Annotated in this window: 21 protein-coding genes; 15 read left to right on the forward strand and 6 right to left on the reverse strand. The window is 44.9% G+C overall.

Annotated features, from left to right (window positions below; translation table 11 throughout):
• Positions 1-210: ROK family protein (locus tag HRU21_02600; GenBank protein NRA41180.1), on the forward strand; the 210-nt coding region annotated here is incomplete at its 5' end.
• Positions 211-412: 202 nt separating this feature from the next.
• Here the strand turns inward: HRU21_02600 and HRU21_02605 are convergent.
• From HRU21_02605 to HRU21_02615, 3 genes are all read right to left on the reverse strand, one after another.
• Positions 413-3,304 carry a valine--tRNA ligase gene (locus HRU21_02605; GenBank protein NRA41181.1) on the reverse strand — a complete coding sequence of 964 codons (2,892 nt, stop codon included), beginning with the start codon at positions 3,302-3,304 and terminating at the stop codon, positions 413-415.
• 126 nt (positions 3,305-3,430) lie between these two features.
• The gene (locus HRU21_02610) at positions 3,431-3,880 is read right to left on the reverse strand and encodes a DNA polymerase III subunit chi (GenBank protein ID NRA41182.1); all 450 of its coding nucleotides are present in this window, start codon (positions 3,878-3,880) and stop codon (positions 3,431-3,433) included.
• A 5-nt stretch (positions 3,881-3,885) separates the two neighbouring features.
• Positions 3,886-5,358: a leucyl aminopeptidase gene (locus HRU21_02615; GenBank protein ID NRA41183.1), complete on the reverse strand. Its 1,473-nt coding sequence runs from the start codon at positions 5,356-5,358 to the stop codon at positions 3,886-3,888.
• 130 nt (positions 5,359-5,488) lie between these two features.
• Between HRU21_02615 and lptF the strand changes: the two genes are divergently transcribed.
• Both lptF and lptG read left to right on the forward strand, forming a co-directional pair.
• On the forward strand, positions 5,489-6,568 hold the full coding sequence (gene lptF, locus HRU21_02620; protein ID NRA41184.1) for an LPS export ABC transporter permease LptF: 1,080 nt from the start codon (positions 5,489-5,491) through the stop codon (positions 6,566-6,568).
• Positions 6,568-7,695 carry an LPS export ABC transporter permease LptG gene (lptG, locus tag HRU21_02625; GenBank protein ID NRA41185.1) on the forward strand — a complete coding sequence of 376 codons (1,128 nt, stop codon included), beginning with the start codon at positions 6,568-6,570 and terminating at the stop codon, positions 7,693-7,695. Before lptF ends, lptG begins: the two co-directional genes overlap by 1 nt.
• Here the strand turns inward: lptG and HRU21_02630 are convergent, their stop codons facing one another.
• Positions 7,696-8,181 (reverse strand): RDD family protein, encoded by a 486-nt coding sequence (locus tag HRU21_02630; protein ID NRA41186.1) that lies wholly within the window; start codon positions 8,179-8,181, stop codon positions 7,696-7,698. It lies immediately after the preceding gene.
• Positions 8,182-8,294: 113 nt separating this feature from the next.
• Between HRU21_02630 and HRU21_02635 the strand changes: the two genes are divergently transcribed.
• Positions 8,295-8,978: a response regulator transcription factor gene (locus tag HRU21_02635; GenBank protein NRA41187.1), complete on the forward strand. Its 684-nt coding sequence runs from the start codon at positions 8,295-8,297 to the stop codon at positions 8,976-8,978.
• Between the two features lie 205 nt (positions 8,979-9,183).
• Positions 9,184-10,554 (forward strand): HAMP domain-containing histidine kinase, encoded by a 1,371-nt coding sequence (locus HRU21_02640; GenBank protein NRA41188.1) that lies wholly within the window; start codon positions 9,184-9,186, stop codon positions 10,552-10,554.
• Positions 10,555-10,643: 89 nt separating this feature from the next.
• Here HRU21_02640 and HRU21_02645 read toward each other — a convergent pair whose 3' ends face one another.
• Positions 10,644-11,474 (reverse strand): hypothetical protein, encoded by an 831-nt coding sequence (locus HRU21_02645; GenBank protein ID NRA41189.1) that lies wholly within the window; start codon positions 11,472-11,474, stop codon positions 10,644-10,646.
• Positions 11,475-11,656: 182 nt separating this feature from the next.
• On the opposite strand from HRU21_02645, the gene HRU21_02650 reads away from it, so the two are divergent.
• The 5 genes from HRU21_02650 (at position 11,657) to HRU21_02670 (ending at position 18,810) form a co-directional block, all read left to right on the forward strand.
• Positions 11,657-12,724, forward strand: coding sequence for an AraC family transcriptional regulator ligand-binding domain-containing protein (locus HRU21_02650; GenBank protein NRA41190.1), 1,068 nt, complete (start codon positions 11,657-11,659; stop codon positions 12,722-12,724).
• Between the two features lie 4 nt (positions 12,725-12,728).
• Positions 12,729-14,096, forward strand: coding sequence for an MATE family efflux transporter (locus tag HRU21_02655; protein ID NRA41191.1), 1,368 nt, complete (start codon positions 12,729-12,731; stop codon positions 14,094-14,096).
• 299 nt (positions 14,097-14,395) lie between these two features.
• Positions 14,396-15,598 carry an acetyl-CoA C-acetyltransferase gene (locus HRU21_02660; GenBank protein ID NRA41192.1) on the forward strand — a complete coding sequence of 401 codons (1,203 nt, stop codon included), beginning with the start codon at positions 14,396-14,398 and terminating at the stop codon, positions 15,596-15,598.
• A gap of 26 nt (positions 15,599-15,624) precedes the next feature.
• Positions 15,625-17,790, forward strand: a complete 2,166-nt coding sequence (locus HRU21_02665) for an enoyl-CoA hydratase/isomerase family protein (protein ID NRA41193.1) — start codon at positions 15,625-15,627, stop codon at positions 17,788-17,790.
• Positions 17,791-17,997: 207 nt separating this feature from the next.
• Positions 17,998-18,810 carry an alpha/beta fold hydrolase gene (locus HRU21_02670; protein ID NRA41194.1) on the forward strand — a complete coding sequence of 271 codons (813 nt, stop codon included), beginning with the start codon at positions 17,998-18,000 and terminating at the stop codon, positions 18,808-18,810.
• Between the two features lie 57 nt (positions 18,811-18,867).
• Here HRU21_02670 and HRU21_02675 read toward each other — a convergent pair whose 3' ends face one another.
• A complete protein-coding gene (locus tag HRU21_02675) occupies positions 18,868-19,944 on the reverse strand; it encodes a 3-deoxy-7-phosphoheptulonate synthase (GenBank protein NRA41195.1) in 1,077 nt (358 codons plus the stop codon).
• 227 nt (positions 19,945-20,171) lie between these two features.
• On the opposite strand from HRU21_02675, the gene HRU21_02680 reads away from it, so the two are divergent.
• Genes HRU21_02680 through gcvT form a run of 5 tightly spaced genes read left to right on the forward strand, consistent with a single transcriptional unit; the run spans position 20,172 to position 24,648 of the window.
• Positions 20,172-21,881: an FAD-binding protein gene (locus tag HRU21_02680; protein NRA41196.1), complete on the forward strand. Its 1,710-nt coding sequence runs from the start codon at positions 20,172-20,174 to the stop codon at positions 21,879-21,881.
• A 4-nt stretch (positions 21,882-21,885) separates the two neighbouring features.
• Entirely contained in the window at positions 21,886-22,371 is a 486-nt protein-coding gene (gene moaC / locus HRU21_02685; GenBank protein NRA41197.1) for a cyclic pyranopterin monophosphate synthase MoaC, read from the forward strand.
• Positions 22,368-22,664, forward strand: coding sequence for a MoaD/ThiS family protein (locus HRU21_02690; GenBank protein NRA41198.1), 297 nt, complete (start codon positions 22,368-22,370; stop codon positions 22,662-22,664). Before moaC ends, HRU21_02690 begins: the two co-directional genes overlap by 4 nt.
• 35 nt (positions 22,665-22,699) lie before the next feature.
• On the forward strand, positions 22,700-23,515 hold the full coding sequence (locus HRU21_02695) for a TatD family hydrolase (GenBank protein NRA41199.1): 816 nt from the start codon (positions 22,700-22,702) through the stop codon (positions 23,513-23,515).
• Positions 23,512-24,648, forward strand: a complete 1,137-nt coding sequence (gene gcvT, locus HRU21_02700) for a glycine cleavage system aminomethyltransferase GcvT (protein ID NRA41200.1) — start codon at positions 23,512-23,514, stop codon at positions 24,646-24,648. Before HRU21_02695 ends, gcvT begins: the two co-directional genes overlap by 4 nt.
• The last annotated feature ends 2 nt before the right edge of the window (positions 24,649-24,650 follow it).

Genomic DNA, 24,650 nt, shown 5'->3' on the forward strand with positions numbered 1-24,650 from the left:
GAGGTGCTTGCGTCAGCCCTAAGCACGGTAGTCAATATTGTTGACCCTGATGTTATCGTCTTAGGCGGCGGCTTATCGAATATTGCGGGATTGGCAGAGCGAGTAGAGCAGTTGCTTGGAAAATATATTTTTTCTAGTGATTCAAAAACAAAAGTTAGACAGGCTTCTTTAGGCGACTCGAGTGGTGTCTTTGGCGCAGCTTTTCTGTAAGGGATTTTGTTAATTCTGATGCGTTAATATCGATCCGTTAATACTTATCCTTTGAGTTGCCTTTTAATATTGCTCTTTGATATTGCCCTTTGATATGGCTAGATGCATGCAAAGCCGATCGAAATAACCAAGCTGCTATTATTATAGCAACCAGCCAAGAACCTCGAGGCTTTCTTGGCCAAAAGGCTAAAAATCAGCTTTGCTATAAAGCTTTGAGTTTTTCTATTTGTTGCGTAAGGTTTTGCTGTGCAAGGGTTTGTTCGTTCATCTTAGCCTGTTCTTTCGCAACTACCTCAGCTGGTGCATTCGCGATAAACTTTTGATTGCTTAGCTTTGCAGAAACGCGAGATATGTCCTTATCTAGCTTGGCTATTTCTTTTTCTAGGCGCTGAATCTCTGCATTGGTGTCTATAAATCCAGCTAAGGGCACTAACACTTGTAAATCACCGACTAACTGTGTCGATGCTAGTGGGGCTTCATCATTCTCTGACAGCCAGGTGATATTGACAAGCTTAGCTAGTTTAATGAGTAATGCTTGATGCTCAGATAATCTGCTTTTATCTTGCGCTGAGCCGTTTTTAAAATATAAGGGTAGGGCTGTAGCTGGTGAGATGCCAAGTTCGCCGCGTATATTGCGAACACTGACAATCACGCCCTTAATCCACTCAACCGCATCTTCTGCATCCGGTATGATTAATGCCTGATCGGTTTCCGGATATGGTTCAAGCATAATGGTTTCACCATCCTTGCCGGCAAGAGGTTTGAGCTGTTGCCAGATACTTTCTGTGATGAAAGGCATGATAGGGTGAGCAAGTCGCAGAATGCTCTCTAATACGCGAATCAGGGTGCGGCGAGTGCCTATAAGCTGTTGTTCGCTAGTGTTTTCGTCCCAAAATACAGGCTTAGATAATTCAATATACCAGTCACAATACTCATTCCAAACAAATTCATACAATGCCTGACTGGCTAAATCGAAGCGATAATTGTTAAAGGCATCGTTAACGGTTTCTTGGCAACGCTGCAAACAGCTTAAAATCCATTGATCAGCGATGCTAAGCTGATAATTACCATGATTGCTTTGATCGCAATCAAAATGCTCAGTATTGCTAAGTACATAGCGAGACGCATTCCATAGTTTATTACAGAAATTGCGATAGCCTTCCAGCCGCTTCATATCCCAATTGATATCGCGGCCTGTAGATGCGAGTGCGGCTAAAGTGAAACGCAGGGCGTCAGTGCCATGTTCTGTAATGCCGTCGGGAAACTCTTTTTGTGTACGTTTACCGATTTTTTCCGCAAGTTGAGGCTGCATCATATTGCCGGTGCGCTTAGCAAGCAGGCTATCAAGATCAATACCGTCAATCATATCCAGTGGATCTAAAACATTGCCTTTAGACTTCGACATTTTTTGTCCGGCTTCATCGCGAATTAAGCCAGTGACATACACGGTTTTAAACGGCACCTGAGGCTTGCCATCTTCATCTTTGATAAAGTGCATGGTCATCATGATCATGCGTGCAACCCAGAAGAAAATAATATCAAAGCCAGTGACTAAAACATCAGTTGGATGAAAGGTCTGCAGTCGCTTTGTGGCCTCTGGCCAGCCTAATGTCGCAAAGGTCCAAAGTGCTGAACTAAACCAGGTGTCGAGTACATCGTTATCTTGACTAAGACTGATATCTGCAGCTAAAGCATATTTCTCGCGAGCAGTCGCCTCATCTTTCGCTACATAGACGTTGCCGGCTTGATCGTAGAAGGCAGGAATGCGGTGCCCCCACCAAAGCTGTCGAGAAATACACCAATCTTGAATGTCCCGCATCCAAGCGAAGTACATGTTCTCATATTGTTGCGGGACAAACTGAATGTCGCCGTTTTCAACCGCTGCAATAGCAGGTTTAGCTAAAGTTTTGGCATCAACATACCACTGATCCGTTAGCATGGGCTCGATAACAACACCGCCGCGATCACCATAGGGCACAGTCATGTCATTTTCTTTAACCTCAAGAAGCAGTGCTTTCTCTTCAAGGCTAGCAACAATGGCTTTACGTGCAGCAAAGCGTTCCAAGCCTTGGAAGGCTTCAGGAATNACAACTTCTAGGTTTGTATTCTGGCTACCNTCACTGTTCATGACTTCCGCGCGGTGACGAATATCACCATTAAAGGTGAGAATATTAACCATGGGCAGTTGATGGCGTTGACCCACCTCATAGTCGTTGAAATCATGCGCTGGTGTGATTTTGACGCAGCCGGTGCCTTTTTCCATATCGGCATGCTCATCGGCGACAATAGGGATGGCCCGATTAGTAAATGGCAATAAGACGGATTGCCCAATCAGATCTCTATAGCGAGGATCTTCTGGGTTAACGGCAACACCAGTATCGCCGAGTAAAGTTTCAGGGCGTGTTGTTGCCACAACTAAAAAATCATTACCTTCTGCAGTTGAGGCGCCGTTAGCCAGTGGGTATTTGATATGCCACATCTTGCCTTTGACTTCGCGATTTTCCACCTCGAGGTCGGAAATCGCGGTGTGCAGTTTAGGGTCCCAATTGACGAGGCGTTTACCGCGATAAATAAGACCTTCATCATAAAGGCGAATAAACACCTCTTGCACAGCATCGTAGAAGCCAGGGTCCATGGTAAAGCGTTCGTGGTCCCAGTCTACCGAGTTACCGAGACGACGCATCTGTTGCGTGATAGTGCCGCCCGAGCTTTCTTTCCACTGCCAGACTTTCTCTATAAATGCTTCGCGTCCAAGGCTGACTCGGTCAGCTTGNCCTTCAGCGGCCAGTTTTCTCTCAACCACCATTTGTGTGGCAATGCCTGCATGATCAGTACCTACTTGCCACAAACTTTGTTTACCTTGCATGCGTGCTCTACGAGTCAGTGCATCTTGTAAGGTGTGTTGAAAAGCGTGACCCATATGTAATGAGCCAGTTACATTGGGCGGCGGAATCATAACGCAGAAGGCGTCGTTACTATCTTTGTTTGTTTTGTTCTGATTATCTGGCTGATAGTCAGGTGAAAAATAACCTTGTTGTTCCCAGTGCTGGTAAAGCGCTTGCTCGATATCTTTGGGTTTGTAGGTTTTATCCATGCTGACTCACTAATGGAATAACGGGACTGAAGGGGCGATAGGACGCTTTACGATCAGTATTGGTGACAATTTAAAGGATGGCGATTATACATGCTTTTTTACGGCTACTGTAGCAAGATGCTCGCATTAGAGCGCATTTTTACGTAAATCATGTTGATGCAGAGGGAAGTGTTTGCTTTGATAAAATTTATACCGTGATCTGCCGCTCTCAAGCTCATCTGGCGCTTGCACAACGATTTCACTTAAGCGATTGAAGCTCGCAAAATAGTCAGGCACTGTCTTGCATAAATTGATCAATAAATCATGGTGCTGCGTTTGAGGATTCTTTAAACAGCCTAATTGAATAGCGCTTTGATGCTCAGATTTTTGCGGGCTTTCAATCACTTCATGCGCTAAAAAGCTGTGGCTATCAAAGTGCCACAGCTGTTGACTCAGTTGTGCTGTTTGCTGTNTATCTTGACAGTGAATATAGATTCTATGCCCCAGTTTTANGGTCTTGCTGACNAGCTTGCAGNCGAATGCAAGCTTTGCTTCAGTGCTATCATCGGCCAGTAAATAAAAATCGACCCTGGTCATATCGGCTATGCTTGATTGATTAAATAGTCAAAAAGTAAGCCTACGGGGCGTCCAGTTGCGCCTTTGTTAGCGCCTTGAACCCAAGCGGGGCCGGCAATGTCAATGTGTGCCCACTTATAAGCCTTGGTAAATCTCGCTAAAAAACATGCCGCTGTGACAGAGCCAGCTTGAGGTCCACCAATATTTGCCATGTCAGCAAAGTTTGATTTTAGTTGCGCATCATATTCTGGCCATAGCGGCATCGGCCACACTCTGTCTAAACGTGCTTGGCCTGCGGCAACGAGTTTTTGCTCAAGTGTTGCATCGTTACAGAATAAGCCGGACGCGTGTTTACCAAGCGCGACTATGCAGGCACCAGTCAGAGTGGCTATGTCGATAACGGATTTCGGTTTATATTTTTCAACATAGGTAAGCAGATCGCAAAGTACTAAACGACCCTCGGCATCTGTATTTAATACTTCAATCGTTTGACCCGACATCGAAGTAACCACATCCCCAGGTTTAGTGGCTTTGCCGCTGGGCATATTTTCTACCGCACCAATAATACCCACAACATTGACTTTGCTTTCGGCATTCACCAGCGCTTTCATGGTGCCAAGCACGCTGGCGGCGCCACACATATCATATTTCATTTCATCCATGGCAGAACCGGGTTTTAATGAAATACCACCTGAGTCGAAAGTAACGCCTTTGCCCACAAGTACATGCGGCTTAGCGTTAGTGTTTAGCCCCTTATATTCAAGAATTATGCATTTAGCAGGCTCTTCTGTACCGGCGGTTACCGATAGCAAGGAGCCCATACCAAGCTTTTGCATTTGCGCCTCACTTAGCGATTTATAGCTTAGCTGCGCTGACTGTTTCGCCAATGCCTGCGCCTGCTTAGCTAAAAAGCTAGGAGTACATATGCTGGCAGGTAAATTACCAAGCTCACGCGCAAAATTAATGCCTTCACCTAATGCTTGCCCTTGTTGCAATGCAGCTTTAGCAGACTTTGCGTTAACTGTATGCAATACGCTGAGCTTTTTGATGTTTGCAGCCTTAGCCTTGGTCGAGAGGGTATGGTCATAGCGATAATTTAAGGTTTGCCAGTGGCAGGCAATTTCTTCTAAAAGCTTAGTGCCTTCCATGCTCTTGGAGGTTAACTCAGAAGCTAATATTGTCGCCTGCTTGCTCGGTGTGGCGTTGCTATCGGCATAGGCTTTGGCAACAAAACTGCGAAGGCCTTTTAAATCAAGATTATTGCTGACGCCAATAAACAGTAAACGCTTAGCAGGTAGTTTTGGTGATGCGAGTAAATAGCTTTTGCCCTCCTCAAGTGATAGGTCGCCTGAGGAGAATAATTGGCTTAATTGCTGCTGGTAGATGCTGTCTAACTCTTGCAAAAACGATGGCATGCGTTTGCTTGATAATATGGGAATGATGAAACAATCTGTTTTTTGTTTCGTCCACTGTTTGATAGACTTGCTAATAAATTCCATATTTACTCCAACACGGACTAAGTTTGATTATATGGATTATTACACGACTTAAGATTGTGCGCATTATGCAATCCAGCATATATTTTCAGGCAGAGAAGAGCAGGCCATCCTTTTGAAAGTTTTCCGCTATTTGTTTCGTCAAACAGCAAGCAATTTTTTCGGCATCTTTATTACGATCTTATTGATGTTTTTTAGTGGAAAATTTGTTGTGTTTTTGAGTTCAGCTGCGACCGGCAGGTATCCAGTGGATTCGGTATTATCAATTTTAGCCTACACTTTGCCTTCAGTGATTGAAGTCATCTTGCCACTGAGCCTTTGCCTCGCAATTATCTTGAGTATCGGTCAACTCTATGTTGACAGTGAGATGATTGTTTTTAAATCATGCGGCATCAGTGATACGGCACTGTTATTTTATGTGCAAGGCTTGGCGATTTTGGTGTTTATGATCATCGCCGTATTTAGTCTGCTATTAACTCCGCTTGCCGCAAAAAAAATGATTCAGCTTGAAAACGACCCGCATACTTTTTCTAGTTTAGGCACCTTGACCGCCGGCAGCTTTAATAAAATTGATAAAGGTGCTGTTATGTATGTTGGTGATCTCAGCCAGGATAAAAAATCTCTTGCCGATATATTTATTGCATCCATTAATAAGCAAGGTGATATTTCTTTGCTTCGGGCTGATAATGGGTCGGTAGATATTGTTGCCGATGGAGACCGAAAGCTTGAACTTGAGGGCGGCAGTTTGAGTAATCTGAGTGTCTTCAATGACAATGCACGCTTTTTAAACTTTGCTTCGGCAACACATTTTTATCGAGAAAGCTCACCAGCAGAGCAGCTGAGTTTTGAAGCGATAGATGCGATGACCACAGGGTCGCTGCTGTTAAAGCAACGGTATGATCACAATCAAGACTACTTGGCAGCATTAGTGTGGCGTTTTAGTTTACCCTGGTTAGCACCGATTGCGGCAATTATCGCTTTGGCGCTCAGTGAAACATCGCATCGTAGAGGGCGTTATGCGAAACTTTTCCCCAGTGTGTTGTTATTTATGCTGTATTTTGCCGCTATCATTCTGGTAAAGAACGGGGTGGCTAATGCAAATATCGGCATTGGCTTTGTGGTAATGGTGCATGTGTTTTTCTTGTTGCTGGGTTTATGCCTCTATTATCGTGGTGCATTACAGCAGCTTATTACCCGTTGGCGAGATACATAATGCAGCGCGTATCTAATTATGTAGGAAAGCAAGTCTACTTTGCGATTGCGATCATTCTTTTTGGTTTTGTGTCGCTAGAGCTCATGTTTCGATTGATTGGCGAAATGAAAAATGTCGAAGGTAATTATACCATTGCTAAAGCCATTTACTTCGAGCTGCTCAATACACCCGAATTTATCTATGATTTGATGCCGATGGTAGGCTTAATTGGTTGTCTGGCTGGCTTAGGAAGTTTGGCGGGTACATCTGAGTTGGTGGTCATGCGAGCTGCAGGTGTATCGATAGTTCGCTTGGTGATCATGACATTTAAGCCTGCACTGGTGTTTTTAATTATTGCGATGATTATTGGCGAATTTGTCGCCCCCTCTGCAACGCAATATGCTCGCTCAATGCGAGAGTTAGCATTGAACGATAACTACCAAGTCGATGTGAAGAATGGCCTCTGGCTCAGAGATGGCGACAGTTTTTTGTTTGTGAATACCGCCAGTACCTCAGGTTTTATGCAGGGCGTAAGAATCTTTGAGTATGTCGATCAGCGCTTAGAAAAGGTTATATTTGCGCAATCTGCACGCTATGCTAATCATCAATGGCGGCTAAGTAAGGTTAAAATTATTACTACGTCATACCAGCTCGATGCGCTTGATGATGCGGCAGCAGCGCTTTCGCAAGCGAATGTCGACTTTTCTCAGCTGCCTCTGCATTTGAATATTGAGCAAGCTGCTGAAATTGATTGGCAGTCGGAGTTAGCGCCAGATTTACTGGCGATTTCGGCAATTCGACCCTCAAGGCTGAAAATGCAGGATCTGTGGCGCTATAGTGCATACCTCAAGCAGCAGAAGCTGAACAGTATTGAGCATGATCTAGCGTTTTGGAAAAAAGCGTACTACCCGCTTATTATGCTCAGTTTGGTTCTCGTTGGCGTATCTTTTGTGTTTGGCTCGCTAAGAGAGTCGACGATGGGGTACCGCTTATTTATAGGTATCATGACAGCGACCTTATTTAAAATTTTGCAGGACAGTCTGAACCCAATTACGATTATTTTTCAGCTGCAGCCGGTCATATCCATGCTTATACCAGCAATTTTGTCCGTATTAGCGGGCATATTTTTATTATCACGCGTGAGGTAGTTATTTTTTGGTTTTTTCCAATAAAACTAACTTGGTGTTGGATAGCTTATCATGCAGGCATCGCTTTTCAGGATCAAATAAGGCATAAAAATAACCAAAGCCCAGGGCAAAGAATGATAGGGCAGCAAGGCTAAGCCGAAGCCATGCTTGGCTGATAGTAACGGCCTGACCATTTTGTTGAACAAGCTTAAGTCGCCAGGCTTGCATAGCCAAGGTCTGGCCAGATTTAACCCAAAAATAAGTGTAAAAGCCGTAAAATGTTAAAAGCTGGAGAATAAAAGTCGGTGCACGCCATGCGCCACTGATAGCCCGTTCGCCCTCTGCAAGCGGAGCAGGATCGACCAGGCTTTTCAGCCCTACCATCAGCCCCGTCATGAGTATGCACAAGGCCAAAATAAGCCACGCATCGTAAAACATAGCGGCAAATCGTCTTATTAGGCTTGGATATTCAGTATTTTGCTGATTTGATTGTGCGGTTTCTGACATAATAGCTAAACGTATCGATGATTTAAAAAGACTTATTATAACGTCAAGCCTGTGGCTTAAGTAGTTGTATTTGTCAGAGCTTAATAGCAAATTTTCTCTTATAAGGATGTTACATGCATACTTTACTTAAAATTTTATTGATTGAGGATGATCTACAGGTAGCTGATTATGTGCAGCAAATTCTGACTGATCACAACTATCAAGTTGATTATGCAAGTGATGGTGATCAGGGCCTACAGCACGCAATCGATAAACACTATGACTTATTAATCGTTGATCGTATGCTGCCAAATAAAGACGGCTTAGAAATTGTTGAGACAGTGCGTGCAAACGGTAATGCTGTTCCGGTTTTGTTCTTGTCTGCTTTAGGCGATGTTGATGAGCGCGTTAAAGGGCTTAAAGTGGGTGCTGACGATTATTTGGTAAAGCCTTTTGCTGATCAAGAGCTATTAGCGCGAGTGGAGGTACTTTTGAGGCGTAAAGAAGCCTTGCCAGCAACCCGACTTAAAGTAGGTGAGCTTGAGCTAGATTTGTTGACTCAAAAAGTGACTCGTCAGGGGCAGAACCTCAATTTACAACCACGAGAATTTCGCTTACTAGAATACTTGATGAAGCATGCCGGTCAGGTGGTCACTCGCACCATGCTGTTAGAAAATGTGTGGGAGTATCACTTCGACCCTCAAACCAACGTGATTGATGTGCATGTTAGTCGACTTCGCCAAAAAATCGACAAAGACTTCGAGCGTCCGCTACTGTCGACGATTCGCGGTGCTGGGTATATGCTTAGCGAAATTTAGTAATAAGATGTGATTGACTAAAATGCAATTTTTTAGACCTTAGCTTTTGCTTTAATGCCGTCAGCCCTTATTACAACTTTAGCTCATATCATTATTAAGCTCGATGTTTTCAAAATAATTAGCGTTACAATAAATACTTTATCTTATGGCCGTTAATCGACAGAGACTGATTGGTAATTTATTTGGCACCTACACGTTCAGATTTATGATCTCGTACGTGACTAGCCTTGCTTTTGCTGTATTCATTTTACTTTCAATCACGTTTGCTTTTTTTTCCTACGACTTTTTTAATTCGGTTAATGCCTCCTTAGAGTCAGAACTCGATGAGTTAGAGCAGCAATACCTTAGTTCTGGCGCCGATTCTATTGATAGCTTTGTTGAGCAGAGAGCCAGTGAAAATAAATTTTCACGCTTTGCCTTTATTTTGGTTAATCAACAACAAGAAAAAATTGCCGGTGATTTATTATTTTGGCCAGATTACAAAGTATGGAGTGATGGCTGGCTGAGTTTTGAAATGAGCTTTCAGACTTACAACAATAATACACAAGTTTATAATTTTCTTGCGCGCGAGCGTCAGCTGGATGGAGGTTATAAATTATTAGTTGCCCGATTTTCTGATGATGTGAGACGAAATATTCAGTTAGTGGCGGGTGCGATTATCTGGGGCATGGTGATTATGATTTTGCTTGGCTTGCTTGGAGGCTTAATTACCAGTTTGATGACCCTGCATCGGGTTGAGGTTATCAATGATACGATTTACGACATCATGGAAGGGAATTTTACCCATCGAATCCCTGTGAAAGAACCGTTAGACGATTTTCAACGATTAGCGATGGGTATCAATAATATGCTTGATCGTATTGAGGGGGCGATGAACGATGTTCGTGATGTATCCAACAGTATTGCCCATGATCTTCGAACACCGTTAACGCGTTTGCGCAACAATTTGTCGTCTCTAGAGAAGCGCTCTGCACCTCAAAATACTGAGATGGTCAGAGAAATGTTAGAGGAGGCGGATAATTTACTGTCGACTTTCTCGGCACTTTTGCGAATCGCCCAAGTCGAATCAGGCGCAAAGCGCGCAAATTTTTCACCCCTGGATATGTCCAAAATTGTTGATGACGTGGTAGAGCTTTATGAGCCTTTAGCAGCGGATAAACATCAAACGCTGAAACTTGATTGTGAAAAAGGCTTGCATCTTGTTGGTGACAAAGATTTGCTGTTCCAAATGTTGGCAAATTTAATGGACAATGCGATTAAATATACCCCTGCGGGCCTTGGCATTCAGGTTAATTTAAAGCAAAGCCTATCACGCCATGGGCGCTGGGCTGAGCTTGAAGTGATTGATAGCGGACCGGGTATTCCAAAAGATAAACGCGAAAAGGTGTTCCAACGTTTTTATCGGGTTGACGAAAGCCGTGGGTTGTCACCCGGGAACGGCTTGGGCTTAGCCTTAGTTAAGGCGGTGGCGAAGTTGCATCACGGTGAAATATTTTTATCGGATAAGGCGCTTTATGCCAGTGCAGAGAAAGGCTTACGCGTCAGCGTCAAACTCAAGCTTAAGGATCTCAGTTGAGTCTGGCTCAGTGCTTAAAGCATCAATAATTATTTTAGTTTCAATGTTTGAGTTTCAATGCTTGAGTTTCAGTACTTGAGTAAAGCCGCTTACTTATCTTCAACGCTTAAATGACTAATATCTGGGTCGAGTTCGGTCTTGTCTTCGATTAAGTTATCGATCTGCGCGCCAACTTCAGCCAAACTTAAGTGACTGGTTTCTGGAGGGAAGTCGGGGATGTCGTCGATTTCTTGCCTTAATAAAGCGCCAACTTCTGCCAAGCTCAGATGATCAGTATTGACCACTACGGGACTTGGCTCTTTGTGCTCAGGCAATATGACTGCGCCAGGCTCAGCTGTTGATAAGTGATCAGTTGCAGGATTCAACAAGGTTTGAGGGTTCGGTAATTGATCGATTAACGCGCCTAACTCTGCCAAGCTATATTGGCTTAGATCTAGCTCAAGTTCATGAAATTCCTGTCGTTCGGACAGTTCCAGCATCGGGCTTCCAGGCGGCAGCAGCGACAGTGTAGTGGTCTGATTGTATGCCGTTTGAGTTGACGGCTCTTCCGTTGCTACTCTTGCTTGAATTTGTTTAGGCTGCTCAGACTCTTTTGACTGGTCGGGCTTTTCAGGCATCTTAGATTGAGGAACTTGAGCCTGCTTGGTTGCCGAATCTGGCGCTTGGTTGCTAGGATTTTGCTGCTCACTGGCTTTAATATAAATCTTCGCGCCAGCTTGTTTGAATAAGCGTTGAAATTTTAACGCATCCTGCTTGTCAAGTGCTTGCTTAAGCGTGACCACGCGGCCTGAAAACAATTTTTCAAGTAATGCAACGTCGGCATTGAATAACTTAGTGAAATTATTTTTCACATGTTCAAGTTCAACATCATCAAGTGCTTCGCCTTTGAATAAAATGCTGTATTGGCTAACTTCGGTCATGTTTTAAAGGCCATTATTTGGGTTTAAGCAGTGGCATCGATTATCAAGAAATAAGTGTATGGCAAAGCAATTAGCTTAGCAAAGTGAACCGCTAAGATTTTTGTTATACCACTAAAATAATGTTACACAGAATGACAGCTTATTATACTGAGATGCGGCGCAGAATTTGATAGTATAAAGCAATGAAGCCTTCTGAAACCTCATCTACCTATGTGCCCAGCCGTTTTGCAAATTCTTTATTGCGATTAGCGGAACAGCGTCAATTTGATATAAAGCAAATTCTGTTGAATGCCGGCTTAGATTTTAATCCCTTAGATGACAGTGCACCTGAGCATATTTCAGCGATTCATTATTCCCGTATATACCAGCAAGTATTAACCCTGCTGCAAGACGACAGCTTTGGTATGCCACCCGGTAAAGGGATTAGTGCAGGTGCTTTTCGAATGATGTGCTATGCCATTATTCATTGCGATACATTAAGCAAAAGCATTCATCGGCTGTGTGAATTTTTTGAGGTGTTTTATAGCAATGAGTTACGGCTAACAATGTTCAAGCAGGGTGATATGATTCGTATTTCATACCCTGAATATAAACTCCCTGAACAAGAAAAATGGCAGGCGGGTGAGGCCTATGCCCTAGCTTTATGGCATCGTTTCTTTAGCTGGTTGATAGCTATGCCCATTGAGCTGTCTGAAGTGCGCTTAATAACCCCATCGCCAAGCGATGGCGAAAAAGGTGTTAAACGTTATAAGCGTTTATTTGGCGTTAAGCCAAACTTCGCTTCAGCGCAAAACGGTTTTGTTTTTCACCGTCGCTTTTTAGAATTGCCTGTAGCGCAAAATGAACAGAGCTTGCGCGACTTTTTGCGAACCGCGCCTTACCAAATGATGGTTGAGCCGCAGCAGGCCGATAACAGTGAGTTAGTGAGTAAAGTGAAGCGCGTGATGGGTTATGATTTGTCGGCGGGTTTCCCGGCTTTCGAGACGGTCGCCGATAGTTTGAATATGTCGCCGCCAACCTTACGTAGGCATCTGCGCAAAGAGGGCGTCAGTTATCAGTCGCTAAAAGATCAGCTGCGCAGAGATGCAGCCATCGCTTATTTATCACGCCCTGAACTCAGTGTATCGGCAGTTTCGGCGTTGATGGGTTTTACCGACCCTTCAGCGTTTCATCGTTCGTTTAAAAAGTGGACTGGCGTTACGCCAGGACAATATCGCTTACGGGAATTTTCTATCGAGCGAGACGATTAGCAAGGTGCGCAGTAAATTTACAGAGGGCTCGGTAACGCGACACTTGCTGATTATGATGTTTGCGTCGTGGATAGCGTTAGCTTCTAATATGTTGTTGTCGCTTGCCGACATGTATTTTTTAAGCCGGCTGAACGATATCGATGTGCTCGCTGCGATTGGTTTTTCAAGCTCTGTTATCATGTTTCCCAATGCCATTGGCATTGGCTTCTCGATCGCTATTTCTGTCTTAGTAAGCCAAGCGTTAAGTCGCAGTGGAAAAGACGCTGCGTCCCAACTTTTCTCTGCGATAGCTTTTCAAGCGCTGTGCTTGTCTATTGTGCTGGTAGCGCTGTTGATTTTTTTAATGCCATCTATATTGGCGCAATTGGGTGCAGAGGGCAGGGTGTATAACTTAGCCTACAGTTATTTATGGTTGGTATTACTTTCATCGCCGTTATCGGTGTTGTTGATTGCCTTTGCCTCAGGGCTTCGTGCCTTTGCTTTGGCTAAGCTATCCATGTGGGTGCCATTAATTGCCTCTGTTGTTAACATCATATTAGACCCTATATTCATTGAGGTTTTAGGCTTTGGAATTGTAGGCGCTGCCTGGGCAACGATTATTGCAAGGGTGGTGGCAGCTGTGGTTGGTATTTGGCTATTACATGTTAGGCTAGATTTTCTCAGACTGGTGCCTATTTCTTTTTTAAAACAGTGTTTTAGCAAGGTCAGGTCAATTGCAGCGCCTGCGGTAATTTCTAATCTATTTACCCCGTTGGGCAGTTTGATTGTGGTGTCAGTGGTCTCAGATTTTGGCGATCAAGCCATGGCTGGGCTTGCGGTGGTGGGAAGTTTAACGCCGATATTATTTTCGGTATTTTTCTCATTGACCGGCGCGGCTGGCCCCATGGTTGGTCAAAATTGTGGTGCTGACTTACCGCATAGGGTAGCCGCGATTTATCGACAGGGTTTGATGATATTGTCGGCTTATACATCTATTGTATGGCTGTTTTTTATGCTTGCTTACCCGTTTATCATAAGCCTCTTCAATGTTTCCGGTTTAGCGTCAGAATTGATTTGGTTATATTGTTTTATACAGGTGCCGCTTTCGGTGGGTTTGGGCTTTTTAGCTTTGTCGAATGGGATATTTAATAATCTGTCCAAGCCAAGGTGGTCAATGTGGTTAAATGCGAGCCGTTCAACTTTGGCCACGTTTATTTTTTGTCATCTCGGGGCAATTTACTTTGACGTTTATGGCGCAGTAATGGCCAGCACCCTAACGTTTGTAATGTATGGTTTATTGGCCATTATTATGGCGCAAAAACTATTTAAGCAAACCTACCCTGACTATTCATTATTCTCTGCCTCAAAATTAACAAACAAGGCTGAGGATTAAATGCAATTGTGAGCCGTCGCGAAACTTATTATATATCTTCCATGCCGCATTCCTTGCTTTTCTACTTGCCGTTAAACTGATTTAACATGGCCTTTCTTGCTTAGATTATGGCCGCTTTATGCCTTGTGTTTTAGGCTGTTTTCTGTAAGCTTCATGCTCCTCAAATTTTGTGACGGATTTAGTGCTTTTTATGCCATTTAAACAGCGCATAGAGATTAAATTGCAATTAAATAGCCGCTATGTAGACCAAATTTTGAGCTCAAAAATTTAAGAATATTTAAACCAATGTAGGAATGCATATGTCTGAAGCATATATTTTTGATGCCATTCGTACCCCTCGCGGCAAAGGTAAGCCTGGTGGTGGTTTGTACGAAGTGAAGCCGATTGACCTAGTGGTTAATTTGCTAGATGCAATGAAAGAGCGTAATAACCTTGATACTGATCTTGTAGAAGACATGATCTTAGCCACAGGTGAACCTGTAAACGAGCAAGGTCAAAATATTGCCAAAACTGCCTTGGTTTATGCTGACTGGTCAGACAATACCACAGGTGCGCAATTACACCGTTACTGTGCCGGTGGTCTTGAAGCATGTAATATCGCGGCGGCTAAAGTGAAAGCAGGTTTTGAAGACCTTGTGCTAGCTGGCGGTGTTGAATCTATGTCTCGCCTTGGCATCGGCGCAGGTGGTGCAGCTGCTGGTGATCCATGGGTTGCGATGGAATCTTACGGTATTAACCAAGGTCTAGGTGCTGATTTAATCGCGACGTTAGACGGCTTCACCCGTGAAGATTGTGATAATTATGCGGCTATGTCTCAGCAACGTGCATCTGAAGCACATGCTAATGGCTACTTCAAAAATTCCATCATTCCAGTGAAAGATCAGAATGGTGTGGTGGTTTCAGATAAGGATGAGCTTGTTCGCCCAGGCACAACCGCTGAAAAACTCGGTGGCTTGAATCCATCTTTCCAAATGTTTAACGACTTTGGTCACGGCGAGTTCCTTAAGTTTAAATACCCACAAGTTGAAAATGTAAATTGTGTGCACACCCCTGGTAATTCATCAGGTGTTGTCGATGGTGCGTCACTTGTACTTATCGGTAATGAAGAAGGCGGCAAGAAAGCAGGCCTTAAGCCACGTGCAAAAATCGTGACCACGGCACTTGTGGGAACAGAACCTACGATTATGTTGACGGGTCCTGCGCCTGCTACGCAAAAAGCTTTAGATAAAGCAGGCTTGACCGTTGATGATATCGATCTGTTTGAATTAAACGAAGCATTCGCATCGGTGGTATTACGTTTCCAAAAAATCTTGGGCGTGCCTGATGAGAAAATCAACGTCAACGGCGGTGCCATTGCCATGGGTCACCCCATCGGAGCAACCGGTGCCATGATTTTAGGTACCTTGGTTGATGAGCTTGAGCGTCGTGGTCTTAAGCGCGGTCTTGCAACGTTATGTGCCGGCGGTGGTATCGGTATCGCGACCATTGTTGAATTAGTTTAAGCCGACAGAGAAGAGGATTTAAGAAAATGGGTTATATCCGTTTAGAAAAAGACGCTGACGGCATTATCGATCTGATCATGGATCAGCCAGGCGAAAAAGTTAACCTTATGGGTGACGAGTTCATCGAAGCGATGAGCAAAGCCGTTGATGACATCGAAGCAATGAAAGATGACATCAAGGGTGTTTACGTAAAATCAGGCAAAGAAACCTTCTTTGGTGGTGGTGACTTAACCAAGCTACTTGAAATGCCAGTTGATATGGATGAGGCAGAAGCGACTCGCGTATTCAACGGTATCATGGATGCTAAAGCACCTTTGCGTAAGCTTGAGACTTTAGGTATTCCAGTGGCTGTTGGTATCAACGGCGAGTGTTTAGGTGGTGGTTATGAGATTTCGCTAGCTTGTCACTACCGTGTTGCTTTAGAAAATGCAGCGATGGGTTTACCAGAAGCACAACTTGGCTTAATGCCTGGTGCTGACGGTGTGGTGCGTATGGTGCGTAAGCATGGTTTGACCAATGCTGTCACTTTTGTATCACAAGGTAAGTCGTTCAAAGGTCAGAAAGCGATTGATAATGCCTATGCTGATGAATTAGCCACGGATGTTGCAGACCTAGAGAAGAAAGCCAAAGCTTGGATCCTGGCGAACCCAGAATCCGCGCAGCCTTGGGATAAGCCTGGCTATACCATTCCTGGTGGTGCAGCGAGCGACAAGGATATGGATCAAGGCTTACAAGGCCTGCTATATTTTGGCCCGGTTAACGTGATGGTTAATACTTGGGGTAACTTCCCAGCGGCGAAAGCTATCTTTGCCTGTATCTCTGACGTGTCTCGCGTTGATTTTGCAACAGCGCAAAAAATTGAAGCGCGTTACTTCTTAAGCTTAATGCGCTCACCGGTTGCGAAGAATATGATTTCTACCTTCTTCTTCCAACTTCAAGCGCTAGAGAAAGGTGCCTCACGCCCTTCATTTGATGCAGTGCCTAAAACCGAGACCAAAAAGCTGGGTATCTTAGGCGCTGGCCAAATGGGTGCGGGTATCGCCTATGCGGCAGCTAAAGTAGGTATCGAGGTGGCACTTAAAGACATTAGTCTTGAAAATGCAGAGAAGGGTAAGGCTTATGGTGCGGGTGTATGTGACAAGCTTATTGGCAAGGGCCGCATGGATGAAGCTGACAAAGAGCGTATTCTTAGCTTAATCAACCCAACCGAGTCTTACGACGATTTAAGCGATTGCGATATTGTGATTGAAGCGGTATTTGAAGACCGTAAGATCAAAGCGGCCGTAACCAAAGATACCGAAGCGGTTTGCCAAGGTGTATTTGCGACCAATACTTCAAGCTTACCCATCACGGGACTTGCTGAGCCGTCAAGCCGCCCTGAGAACTTTATCGGCATGCACTTTTTCTCACCCGCTGAGAAAATGCCATTAGTTGAAATCATCAAAGGCGAGAAAACCTCGGATGAAGCTTTGGCAAAAGCTTTCGACCTTGCGATTGCGCTTGGCAAAAAGCCTATTGTGGTTAACGATGGTGAAGGTTTCTTCACCACGCGTGTTATCGCGAAGACGGTTGAAGAAGGCGCAGCAATGGTGCTTGAGGGCATTAACCCGGTTATCATTGAAAACGCGGCTAAGCAAAACGGCTCACCCGTGGGCCCTTTAACGGCGATTGATGAAATTTCTCAGGCTACGGCTTACAAAAATGGCCAACAGCTAAAAGCCGATAAAGAAGCGCGTGGCGAAACGGTTGACGATAGCAACCCTGCTGCAACTTTAGTGGCTAAAATGGTTGAAGACTTTGGCCGTGAAGGTAAGGCACACGGTGCTGGTTACTATGAGTATCCAGAAGGTGGTAAAAAGTACATTTGGCCTGGCCTGAAAGAGCACTTTGCCCCGAATGGCTATAAAGAGATTCCATTTGAAGATGTGCAAGACCGTCTAACCTTCTCGCAAGCCTTAGAAGCTGTGCGAGCGATGGAAGATGGTGTGGTATTCAACCCAGCTGATGGAAACATTGGCTCTATCATGGGTATTGGTTATCCTGCGCAAACGGGCGGGGTATTCCAACATATCAACTCCTACGGTGTGAAAGCATTCGCTGAGCGAGCGCAGTACCTAGCTGATACCTATGGTGATGTGTTTGCGGTACCTCAGCTGCTAAAAGACAAAGCTGCTAACGGCGAGACGTTTTAAGCACGTTTAAATGCTTTAGGCGCTGATGTTTACTTTTTAAGTTGCATGGCGCCTTGATAGAGCCCGCATATTGCGGGCTTTTTTTGTGCTTGTGGTATCCTATCCAGCCACACAGCATTTTTATAGTCAGTGCTAGTATCGATATTGTCAGCGCATACTGTAAATGACTGTAAACCCTGCTTTTGAGATGAATATTCGAGACTACGTATGCTGCATTACCAACTATTACCTAGCGCATCACAATCATCTACCAGCTTGATTTTGATGCATGGCCTGTTTGGTGAATCAGGCAATTTAATGAATATCGCCAAGGCTCTGCATCAGCAGCTAGACATCAATGTGATTCTGGCTGATATGATAAACCACGGTGCATCACCTCATAGCTATCACATGTCTTATATTGCCATGGCTGAATCGGTTGAGGCCTTGATCGACGATCTGCATTTAGAGCATGTCATTCTTTTGGGTCACAGTATGGGGGGTAAGGTGGCCATGCAAATGGCAGCAAGAGCTACCTTTGATTATCAGGGTTTGATTATTGCTGATATTGCCCCAGTTGATTACCCACCGCTGCATCTGCCGATTATAGAGGCGATGCAGCGAATCGAGCAGGCATTTTTAGTGGGTCAAATTCGTCAGCGTCGTGAGGCAGATGCCATGCTTGCTGAGGCGGTTGGCGAGCTAAGTTTGCGACAGTTTTTGCTCAAAAATTTAAAACGACAAGCAGATCATCGATGGTCCTGGCAGTTTGGGCTGGCTGAGATTGCTGAATCCTATCCTGAGCTTGCGAAAGCGCCACAATTTGATGAAAGTCTTCATCAATGCTTTGCGGCGCCTACACTGGTCATAAAGGGTGAGAACTCTGACTATGTGCAAAAGGCTTCAACAGCAGCTTTCGAACAGCGTTTTAGTGATCTTCAGCTAAAAGTAATCAGTGACGCAGGGCATTGGTTGCATGCGGAAAAACCGCAGCTGTTTATTAATACGGTGCAGCGTTATCTGCAGTCATTGCTGCTTTAATGCGATGCTCCAGTCTTAGCGAGAGGAGCAGGCATGGCAAGAACAAATCAGCCGGCTTTAGCCCCGCTCACGGCTGCTGAGTGCGTTAGAGACTTTAGCTGCAAATTCGCTTAAGCAGCTAACCGTAGTAGGCCAGTCAATACAGGCGTCTGTTACTGAAACCCCATAAATCAAATCATCTTTATTGTCGCTGATTTTTTGATTACCCGGGCCAATATTGCTCTCAATCATAAGTCCAACAATCGAAGTGTTGCCCTCGGCAATTTGCGAGGCAACATCATCCAAAACTAATGGCTGGCGGTTATGATCTTTTGATGAATTGGCATGGCTAAGATCGATCATAATATTGGTGCTCAGGCCAGCTTTTTGCAGTGCCTGTTCGCANAACTTAACGTTCACTGAGTCATAATTTGGGCCGTTAGAGCCACCACGTAAGACAATATGTGCATACTGGTTGCCAGTTGTCTTAATCACTGACACTTGGCCTTGATTGTTGATGCCAAGAAAACTATGCGGATTTGATACCGACAGCAAGGCATTAGTGGCTACCGTCAAGCCGCCGTCAGTGCCGTTTTTAAACCCAACTGGAGCAGATAGTCCAGAAGACATTTCTCGATGCGTTTGTGATTCTGTAGTGCGAGCGCCTATTGCGTTCCAAGAGATCAGGTCTTGCATGTATTGAGGCGAAATAGGATCTAAGGCTTCGGTCGATGTAGGCAGGCCAAGTTCTGCAATATCAAGCAGCAGCTGGCGGCCTATATGTAAGCCTTCTTCAATCTCAAATGAATTATTCAAGTGCGGGTCATTGATAAGGCCTTTCCAGCCAACCGTGGTGCGAGGTTTTTCGAAATATACCCGCATTACGATATAGATGTCGTCTTTTAGCGAATCAGCTAGGGTTTTCAGGCGTTTAGCGTAATCGATAGCAGCATCAACATCATGAATAGAGCAGGGGCCAACCACAGCAAATACGCGTTTATCTTTGCCGTCTAAAATATTTTGAATCACCTGGCGTGATTCGCTAATGACGGCTTCTGCTTTTTCTGACAGGGGGATTTTTGCCTTTAACTGTTCTGGTGTGATGAGAACTTGTTGCGAGGCAACGTTTAAGTTTTCTACGGTTTCACTGCTCATGATAACAACATGGTCCGGTTCATATTTAAAAGTCTTTTATCATACCTGAAAGCCTTTTCTGCCGTAAGTATTGCTGAATTGTTTTGCGCTATTATTGGTATAAATTTGCACAATCATGTCGCTGATAAATTAAAAATATTTCATAGCGAATATTTTGGCTGACTTTCTGCTGTGCTTTCTATATCTTCTTGAGCAAATAATAAAGTTGAATTTTTAAGTGATAAAACATGAGTGCTCAACAAACAGCCCCGACTTGGCATGAAACTGTCGACTTTTTATCCGTAGGTTCTGGTGGCGCAGGTATGACCGGTGCGCTGACGGCAAAGTTAGAAGGCCTGTCTGCGCTGGTGATTGAAAAGTCAGATAAATTTGGCGGAACTACTTCGCTTTCTGGTGGGGTTATCTGGATTCCCAATAATCACCTCATGGATTCAACGCCCATCGAAGATTCTGAGCAAGACGCAAAAGCGTATCTTGACGCTGTGGTCCCGAAAGATGCACCGCGTGATAAATTGGATGCTTATGTAAAACATGCGCCAGAAATGCTNAAGTATTTAAGCGAGCATAGCCATGTGCAATACGACCCAGCCAAAGAATATCCTGATTATTATCCTGACGTTGAAGGCGCTAAATTAGGTGCACGGTCACTGGATCCTAAACCATTCTCCGCCTACAAGCTTGGTACTAAGCTTACCCGACAATTACGCATTGCCGATTGGTTTGAGCGTGAATCTTTTGCCATGACCGCAGCTGAAGCGCATATTATTTTTAGTTTTGATAGCCGTGGCCCCCGCATAATTTTCAAAAACCTTTTCCGCTACTGGTTAGATTTACCAAGCCGTTTACGTAAATTGCCAGATTCTAAGTTAACCCTAGGTCGTGCCCTGGTTGGCCGACTGCGTAAGAGTTTGATCGATCATCAAGTGCCACTTTGGCATAACACAGAGCTTTCTGAGTTGGTTGTAGAGGATGGAAAAGTCATTGGGGTAAAATGTCAACGTGATGGTCAGGCTGTGAATATCCGCGTCAATAAGGCCGTGTTAATGGCCTCTGGCGGCTTTGCCCATAATAAAACCATGCGTGAAGAGTATCACCCGCATCCTGAGGTATACAAGTGGACAGCATCAAGCCCAACCGATACCGGTGAAGGTTTACATATTGCCAAGCAGGCAGGTGCACAATGGTCAATGATGAATAACGTCTGGTGGTCACCGACCATGCGTGATGTTGATGGCAATATCGAAGCATTTATCATGGGTAAATCTATGCCACATGGCATGATTGTCAATGCTGCAGGAAGGCGCTTCTGCAACGAGGCCGAGCCGTATGAAGATTTTGTCAAAGATCAGTTTAAGTCGCATGCTCACACAGACTCTGTACCCTCGTATTTTGTCTTTGACAGTACCTATCGTAAAGAATATCCGCTGGGTATGATGCTGCCACCCGGTAAATACATGCCAGATGCGGCAGTTAAGCATTTGCTCGACTCGGGTTGGTTGAAGAAAGCAGATTCGGTTGCTGAGCTGGCCGATCTATGCGGTATCGACCAGGCTGGACTGGTTGATGAGGTGAATAAGTTTCGCGGTTTTGCCAAAACCGGCGTTGATGCTGATTTTGCCAAAGGTGAAAACCCCAACGACACTTACTATTCTGATCACCGCGTTAGCCCTAACCCTTGTTTGGCTTTTGACGATCAAGGGCCTTTTTATGCGGTATTGATTTACCCAGGTGATCTTGGCACCAAGGGTGGTGTAACGACTAATGCTAACGCGCAAGCATTAGATGAGCAGGGCGAAGTAATAGCTAATTTATATGCCTCGGGTAATGTCTCTGCGGCTGTGATGGGAGACAGTTACCCTGCAGCGGGATCGACAATTGGTCCAGCGATGACGTTTGCCTATGTTGCCGCTAAACATGCCGCTGGCAGCTTAGCGTAATATTATGAGTGAGAATTCTCTGACTCATATTGATGCGCAGGGTCATGCCAGTATGGTTGACGTCAGTGACAAGTCGGCCTCTTTTCGAACTGCCTCAGCCCAGGCAACGGTGATTATGCAGCCCAGCACCCTGCAGATGATATTAGATAATAGCCATAAAAAAGGTGATGTATTGGCTGTGGCTCGTATCGCAGGGATCCAAGCGGCAAAAAAAACAGCTGATCTGATACCGCTTTGTCATCCACTTATGTTGAGCAAAGTGGCGATAGAATTTAAGCCTGATATGCAGCCAGAGCAGGGTGTCTTGGAAATTGTTTGCAGCTGTAAATTATCAGCTCAAACCGGCGTTGAAATGGAGGCCCTTACCGGTGCTTCTATTGCTGCTCTGACGGTATATGATATGTGCAAGGCGGTTGAAAAAGGCATGCAAATTCAAAACACCCGTTTATTAACAAAAACTGGCGGTAAGTCTGGAGATTTTTCGTTATGATGAAAGTGTTGTTTTTTGCCAAGTTGCGAGAGCAGCTAGGTATTGGGCATTTTCAGATTGACGCTAAAGCCAACCAGATCACCTCATTAGCTACGCTGTTAAGCTATATGCATGAAAGTGCAGACGCGCTAGGATTTGCGCCCAACGCATTGCAAGTATTGCCTCGCAATTTGCCGCTAAAAACACTTTTGGTCAGCGTTAATCAAAATATTGTTGAGGCCGGACAGCAGCAACAACAGCTATTGCGTGAGACTGACGAGATTGCTTTTTTTCCACCAGTTACTGGTGGTTAATTTCTTTTTATTCAATACGTTAAAAAGACCTCTTAATGCATATTGTAGATTCTCACTGCCATCTAGATAGACTTGATCTATCACCTTACAAACACCTCAGTGATCCCTTGCAAGCGGTGCTTGATGAAGCTTCAGACGCTGATGTGCAGCATATGCTCTGTGTTGGTATTGATTTGTCGAATGCTGAGACGGTCAAACAGATAGCCAGTCAATATTCGCAAGTCTTTGCCTCGGTCGGTATTCACCCCTGTGATGTGAGAGATGACGTGATTGCCGCAGACACTCTTAAGCAATTAGCCGATCACGATAAAGTGGTGGCGATAGGTGAGACTGGCTTAGATTACTACTATAGTGATGAGTCGAAACTTCAGCAGCAGCAAAGTTTTGCCTCACATCTTAGCGTTGCCAAATCAATGCAGTTACCGGTTATCGTGCATACGCGAGAAGCGAAAGCCGATACCTTGGCAATTATTGCTGAGCATGGCTGCCAGAACTCTAGCGGCGTTTTGCACTGCTTTACAGAAGACTTGGCGATGGCAAGATCAGCTCTCGACTTAGGTTACTATATTTCCTTCTCTGGCATTGTGACCTTTAAGAACGCGCAAGAACTTAAAGATGTTGCTAAATATGTACCCACGGATCGACTATTAGTAGAGACCGACTCGCCTTATCTTACCCCAGTCCCTTTTCGAGGTAAGGCAAATTACCCTAAACACACCCGTCAGGTACTGGATTATGTTGCCGGTTTGAAAAAACTGTCAGCAGAGGACTTGGCGCTAAAAACTACCGATAATTTTTTCCGGCTGTTTGCTAAAGCACAGCTTATTTCAGGTATTAAGGATTCTGCATGAGCAAACATACGGCGCTACATGACTGGCATGTAGCACAGCAGGCAAAAATGGTGACATTTGCAGGTTATCAAATGCCTGTCAGTTACCCCTTAGGGGTGATGCAAGAGCATTTACACACCCGTGCAAAAGCTGGCCTGTTTGATGTTTCGCACATGGGTCAAATTTCACTAACCCCGCAATCCGCGAGTTTTGAGCAAATGTTATCCACGCTTGAAACAATTTTTCCCTGTCAACTGTCAGATTTGGCTGTTGGTCGACAGGTTTACAGCCTGTTGTTAAATGATCATGGCGGTGTTGTTGATGATTTAATGATTGTGCGTCGTGATTATGACGTACTGCTCATTGTCAATGCGGCTTGTAAGGCCAAAGATATTGCTTTTTTAGCGGCGCATCTGCCAGATTCAGTGCTAATGACAGAATTAGATGACCATGCGCTGCTAGCGCTGCAGGGTCCTCAAGCGGCGTCAGTATTAGCTGATTTGGGCGCTGATATCAGCAGCATGGTATTTTTAGATGGCGCATGGGTGGAAATTCAGGGTATGCGTTGCTATGCCACCCGCTCAGGTTACACCGGTGAAGATGGATTCGAGTTATCCATGCCTAATAATATTGCGGTTAAACTCGCAGAGTGTCTTGCTGCCCATGATGCGGTGCAGCCAGTTGGCTTGGGCGCCCGAGATTCGCTGCGGCTAGAAGCAGGCCTATGTCTATATGGGCATGAATTGAGTGAATCGATCTCGCCAATCCAAGCCGGCTTAAACTGGGCGATTGCGAAACAGCGTCGCGAAGGGGCGGCCAATGCGGGTGGCTTTATTGGTGCCGAGACAGTTTTGGCGCAGCTGCAGAAAGGTGTTGATAAAGTTCGCGTGGCCTTGATCGCAGATGGACGTGCGCCGGTGCGAGAGGGTGCGCCGTTATATTTATCTGAACAGGCGGGGATAAATGATCAAGCGTCAATTGGTGAGGTTGTCAGCGGCGGTTTTTCTCCGAGCTTACAGCAGCCTATAGCGATGGCTTATGTGGATGCTGATTATGCCGCGCCGGGTGCCTGTGTGTTTGCCAAAGTACGAAAAAAACTCATACCAATGCGTGTCGCAACTGCGCCTTTTGTTGCACATAACTATCATCGATAGCT

It is taken from the genome of Pseudomonadales bacterium (assembly GCA_013215025.1).
Taxonomy (GTDB): domain Bacteria; phylum Pseudomonadota; class Gammaproteobacteria; order Pseudomonadales; family DT-91; genus DT-91.

What these genes read in the sequence shown, in the direction of transcription:
- HRU21_02665 (NRA41193.1), top strand. Translation starts at nt 15,625, where the DNA reads ATGGGTTATATCCGTTTAGAAAAAGACGCTGACGGCATTATCGATCTG.
- HRU21_02615 (NRA41183.1), bottom strand. Translation starts at nt 5,358, where the DNA reads ATGGAATTTATTAGCAAGTCTATCAAACAGTGGACGAAACAAAAAACA.
- gcvT (NRA41200.1), top strand. Translation starts at nt 23,512, where the DNA reads ATGAGCAAACATACGGCGCTACATGACTGGCATGTAGCACAGCAGGCA.
- moaC (NRA41197.1), top strand. Translation starts at nt 21,886, where the DNA reads ATGAGTGAGAATTCTCTGACTCATATTGATGCGCAGGGTCATGCCAGT.
- HRU21_02650 (NRA41190.1), top strand. Translation starts at nt 11,657, where the DNA reads ATGAAGCCTTCTGAAACCTCATCTACCTATGTGCCCAGCCGTTTTGCA.
- HRU21_02695 (NRA41199.1), top strand. Translation starts at nt 22,700, where the DNA reads ATGCATATTGTAGATTCTCACTGCCATCTAGATAGACTTGATCTATCA.
- HRU21_02640 (NRA41188.1), top strand. Translation starts at nt 9,184, where the DNA reads ATGATCTCGTACGTGACTAGCCTTGCTTTTGCTGTATTCATTTTACTT.
- lptG (NRA41185.1), top strand. Translation starts at nt 6,568, where the DNA reads ATGCAGCGCGTATCTAATTATGTAGGAAAGCAAGTCTACTTTGCGATT.
- HRU21_02690 (NRA41198.1), top strand. Translation starts at nt 22,368, where the DNA reads ATGATGAAAGTGTTGTTTTTTGCCAAGTTGCGAGAGCAGCTAGGTATT.
- HRU21_02645 (NRA41189.1), bottom strand. Translation starts at nt 11,474, where the DNA reads ATGACCGAAGTTAGCCAATACAGCATTTTATTCAAAGGCGAAGCACTT.
- HRU21_02660 (NRA41192.1), top strand. Translation starts at nt 14,396, where the DNA reads ATGTCTGAAGCATATATTTTTGATGCCATTCGTACCCCTCGCGGCAAA.
- HRU21_02670 (NRA41194.1), top strand. Translation starts at nt 17,998, where the DNA reads ATGCTGCATTACCAACTATTACCTAGCGCATCACAATCATCTACCAGC.
- HRU21_02635 (NRA41187.1), top strand. Translation starts at nt 8,295, where the DNA reads ATGCATACTTTACTTAAAATTTTATTGATTGAGGATGATCTACAGGTA.
- HRU21_02630 (NRA41186.1), bottom strand. Translation starts at nt 8,181, where the DNA reads ATGTCAGAAACCGCACAATCAAATCAGCAAAATACTGAATATCCAAGC.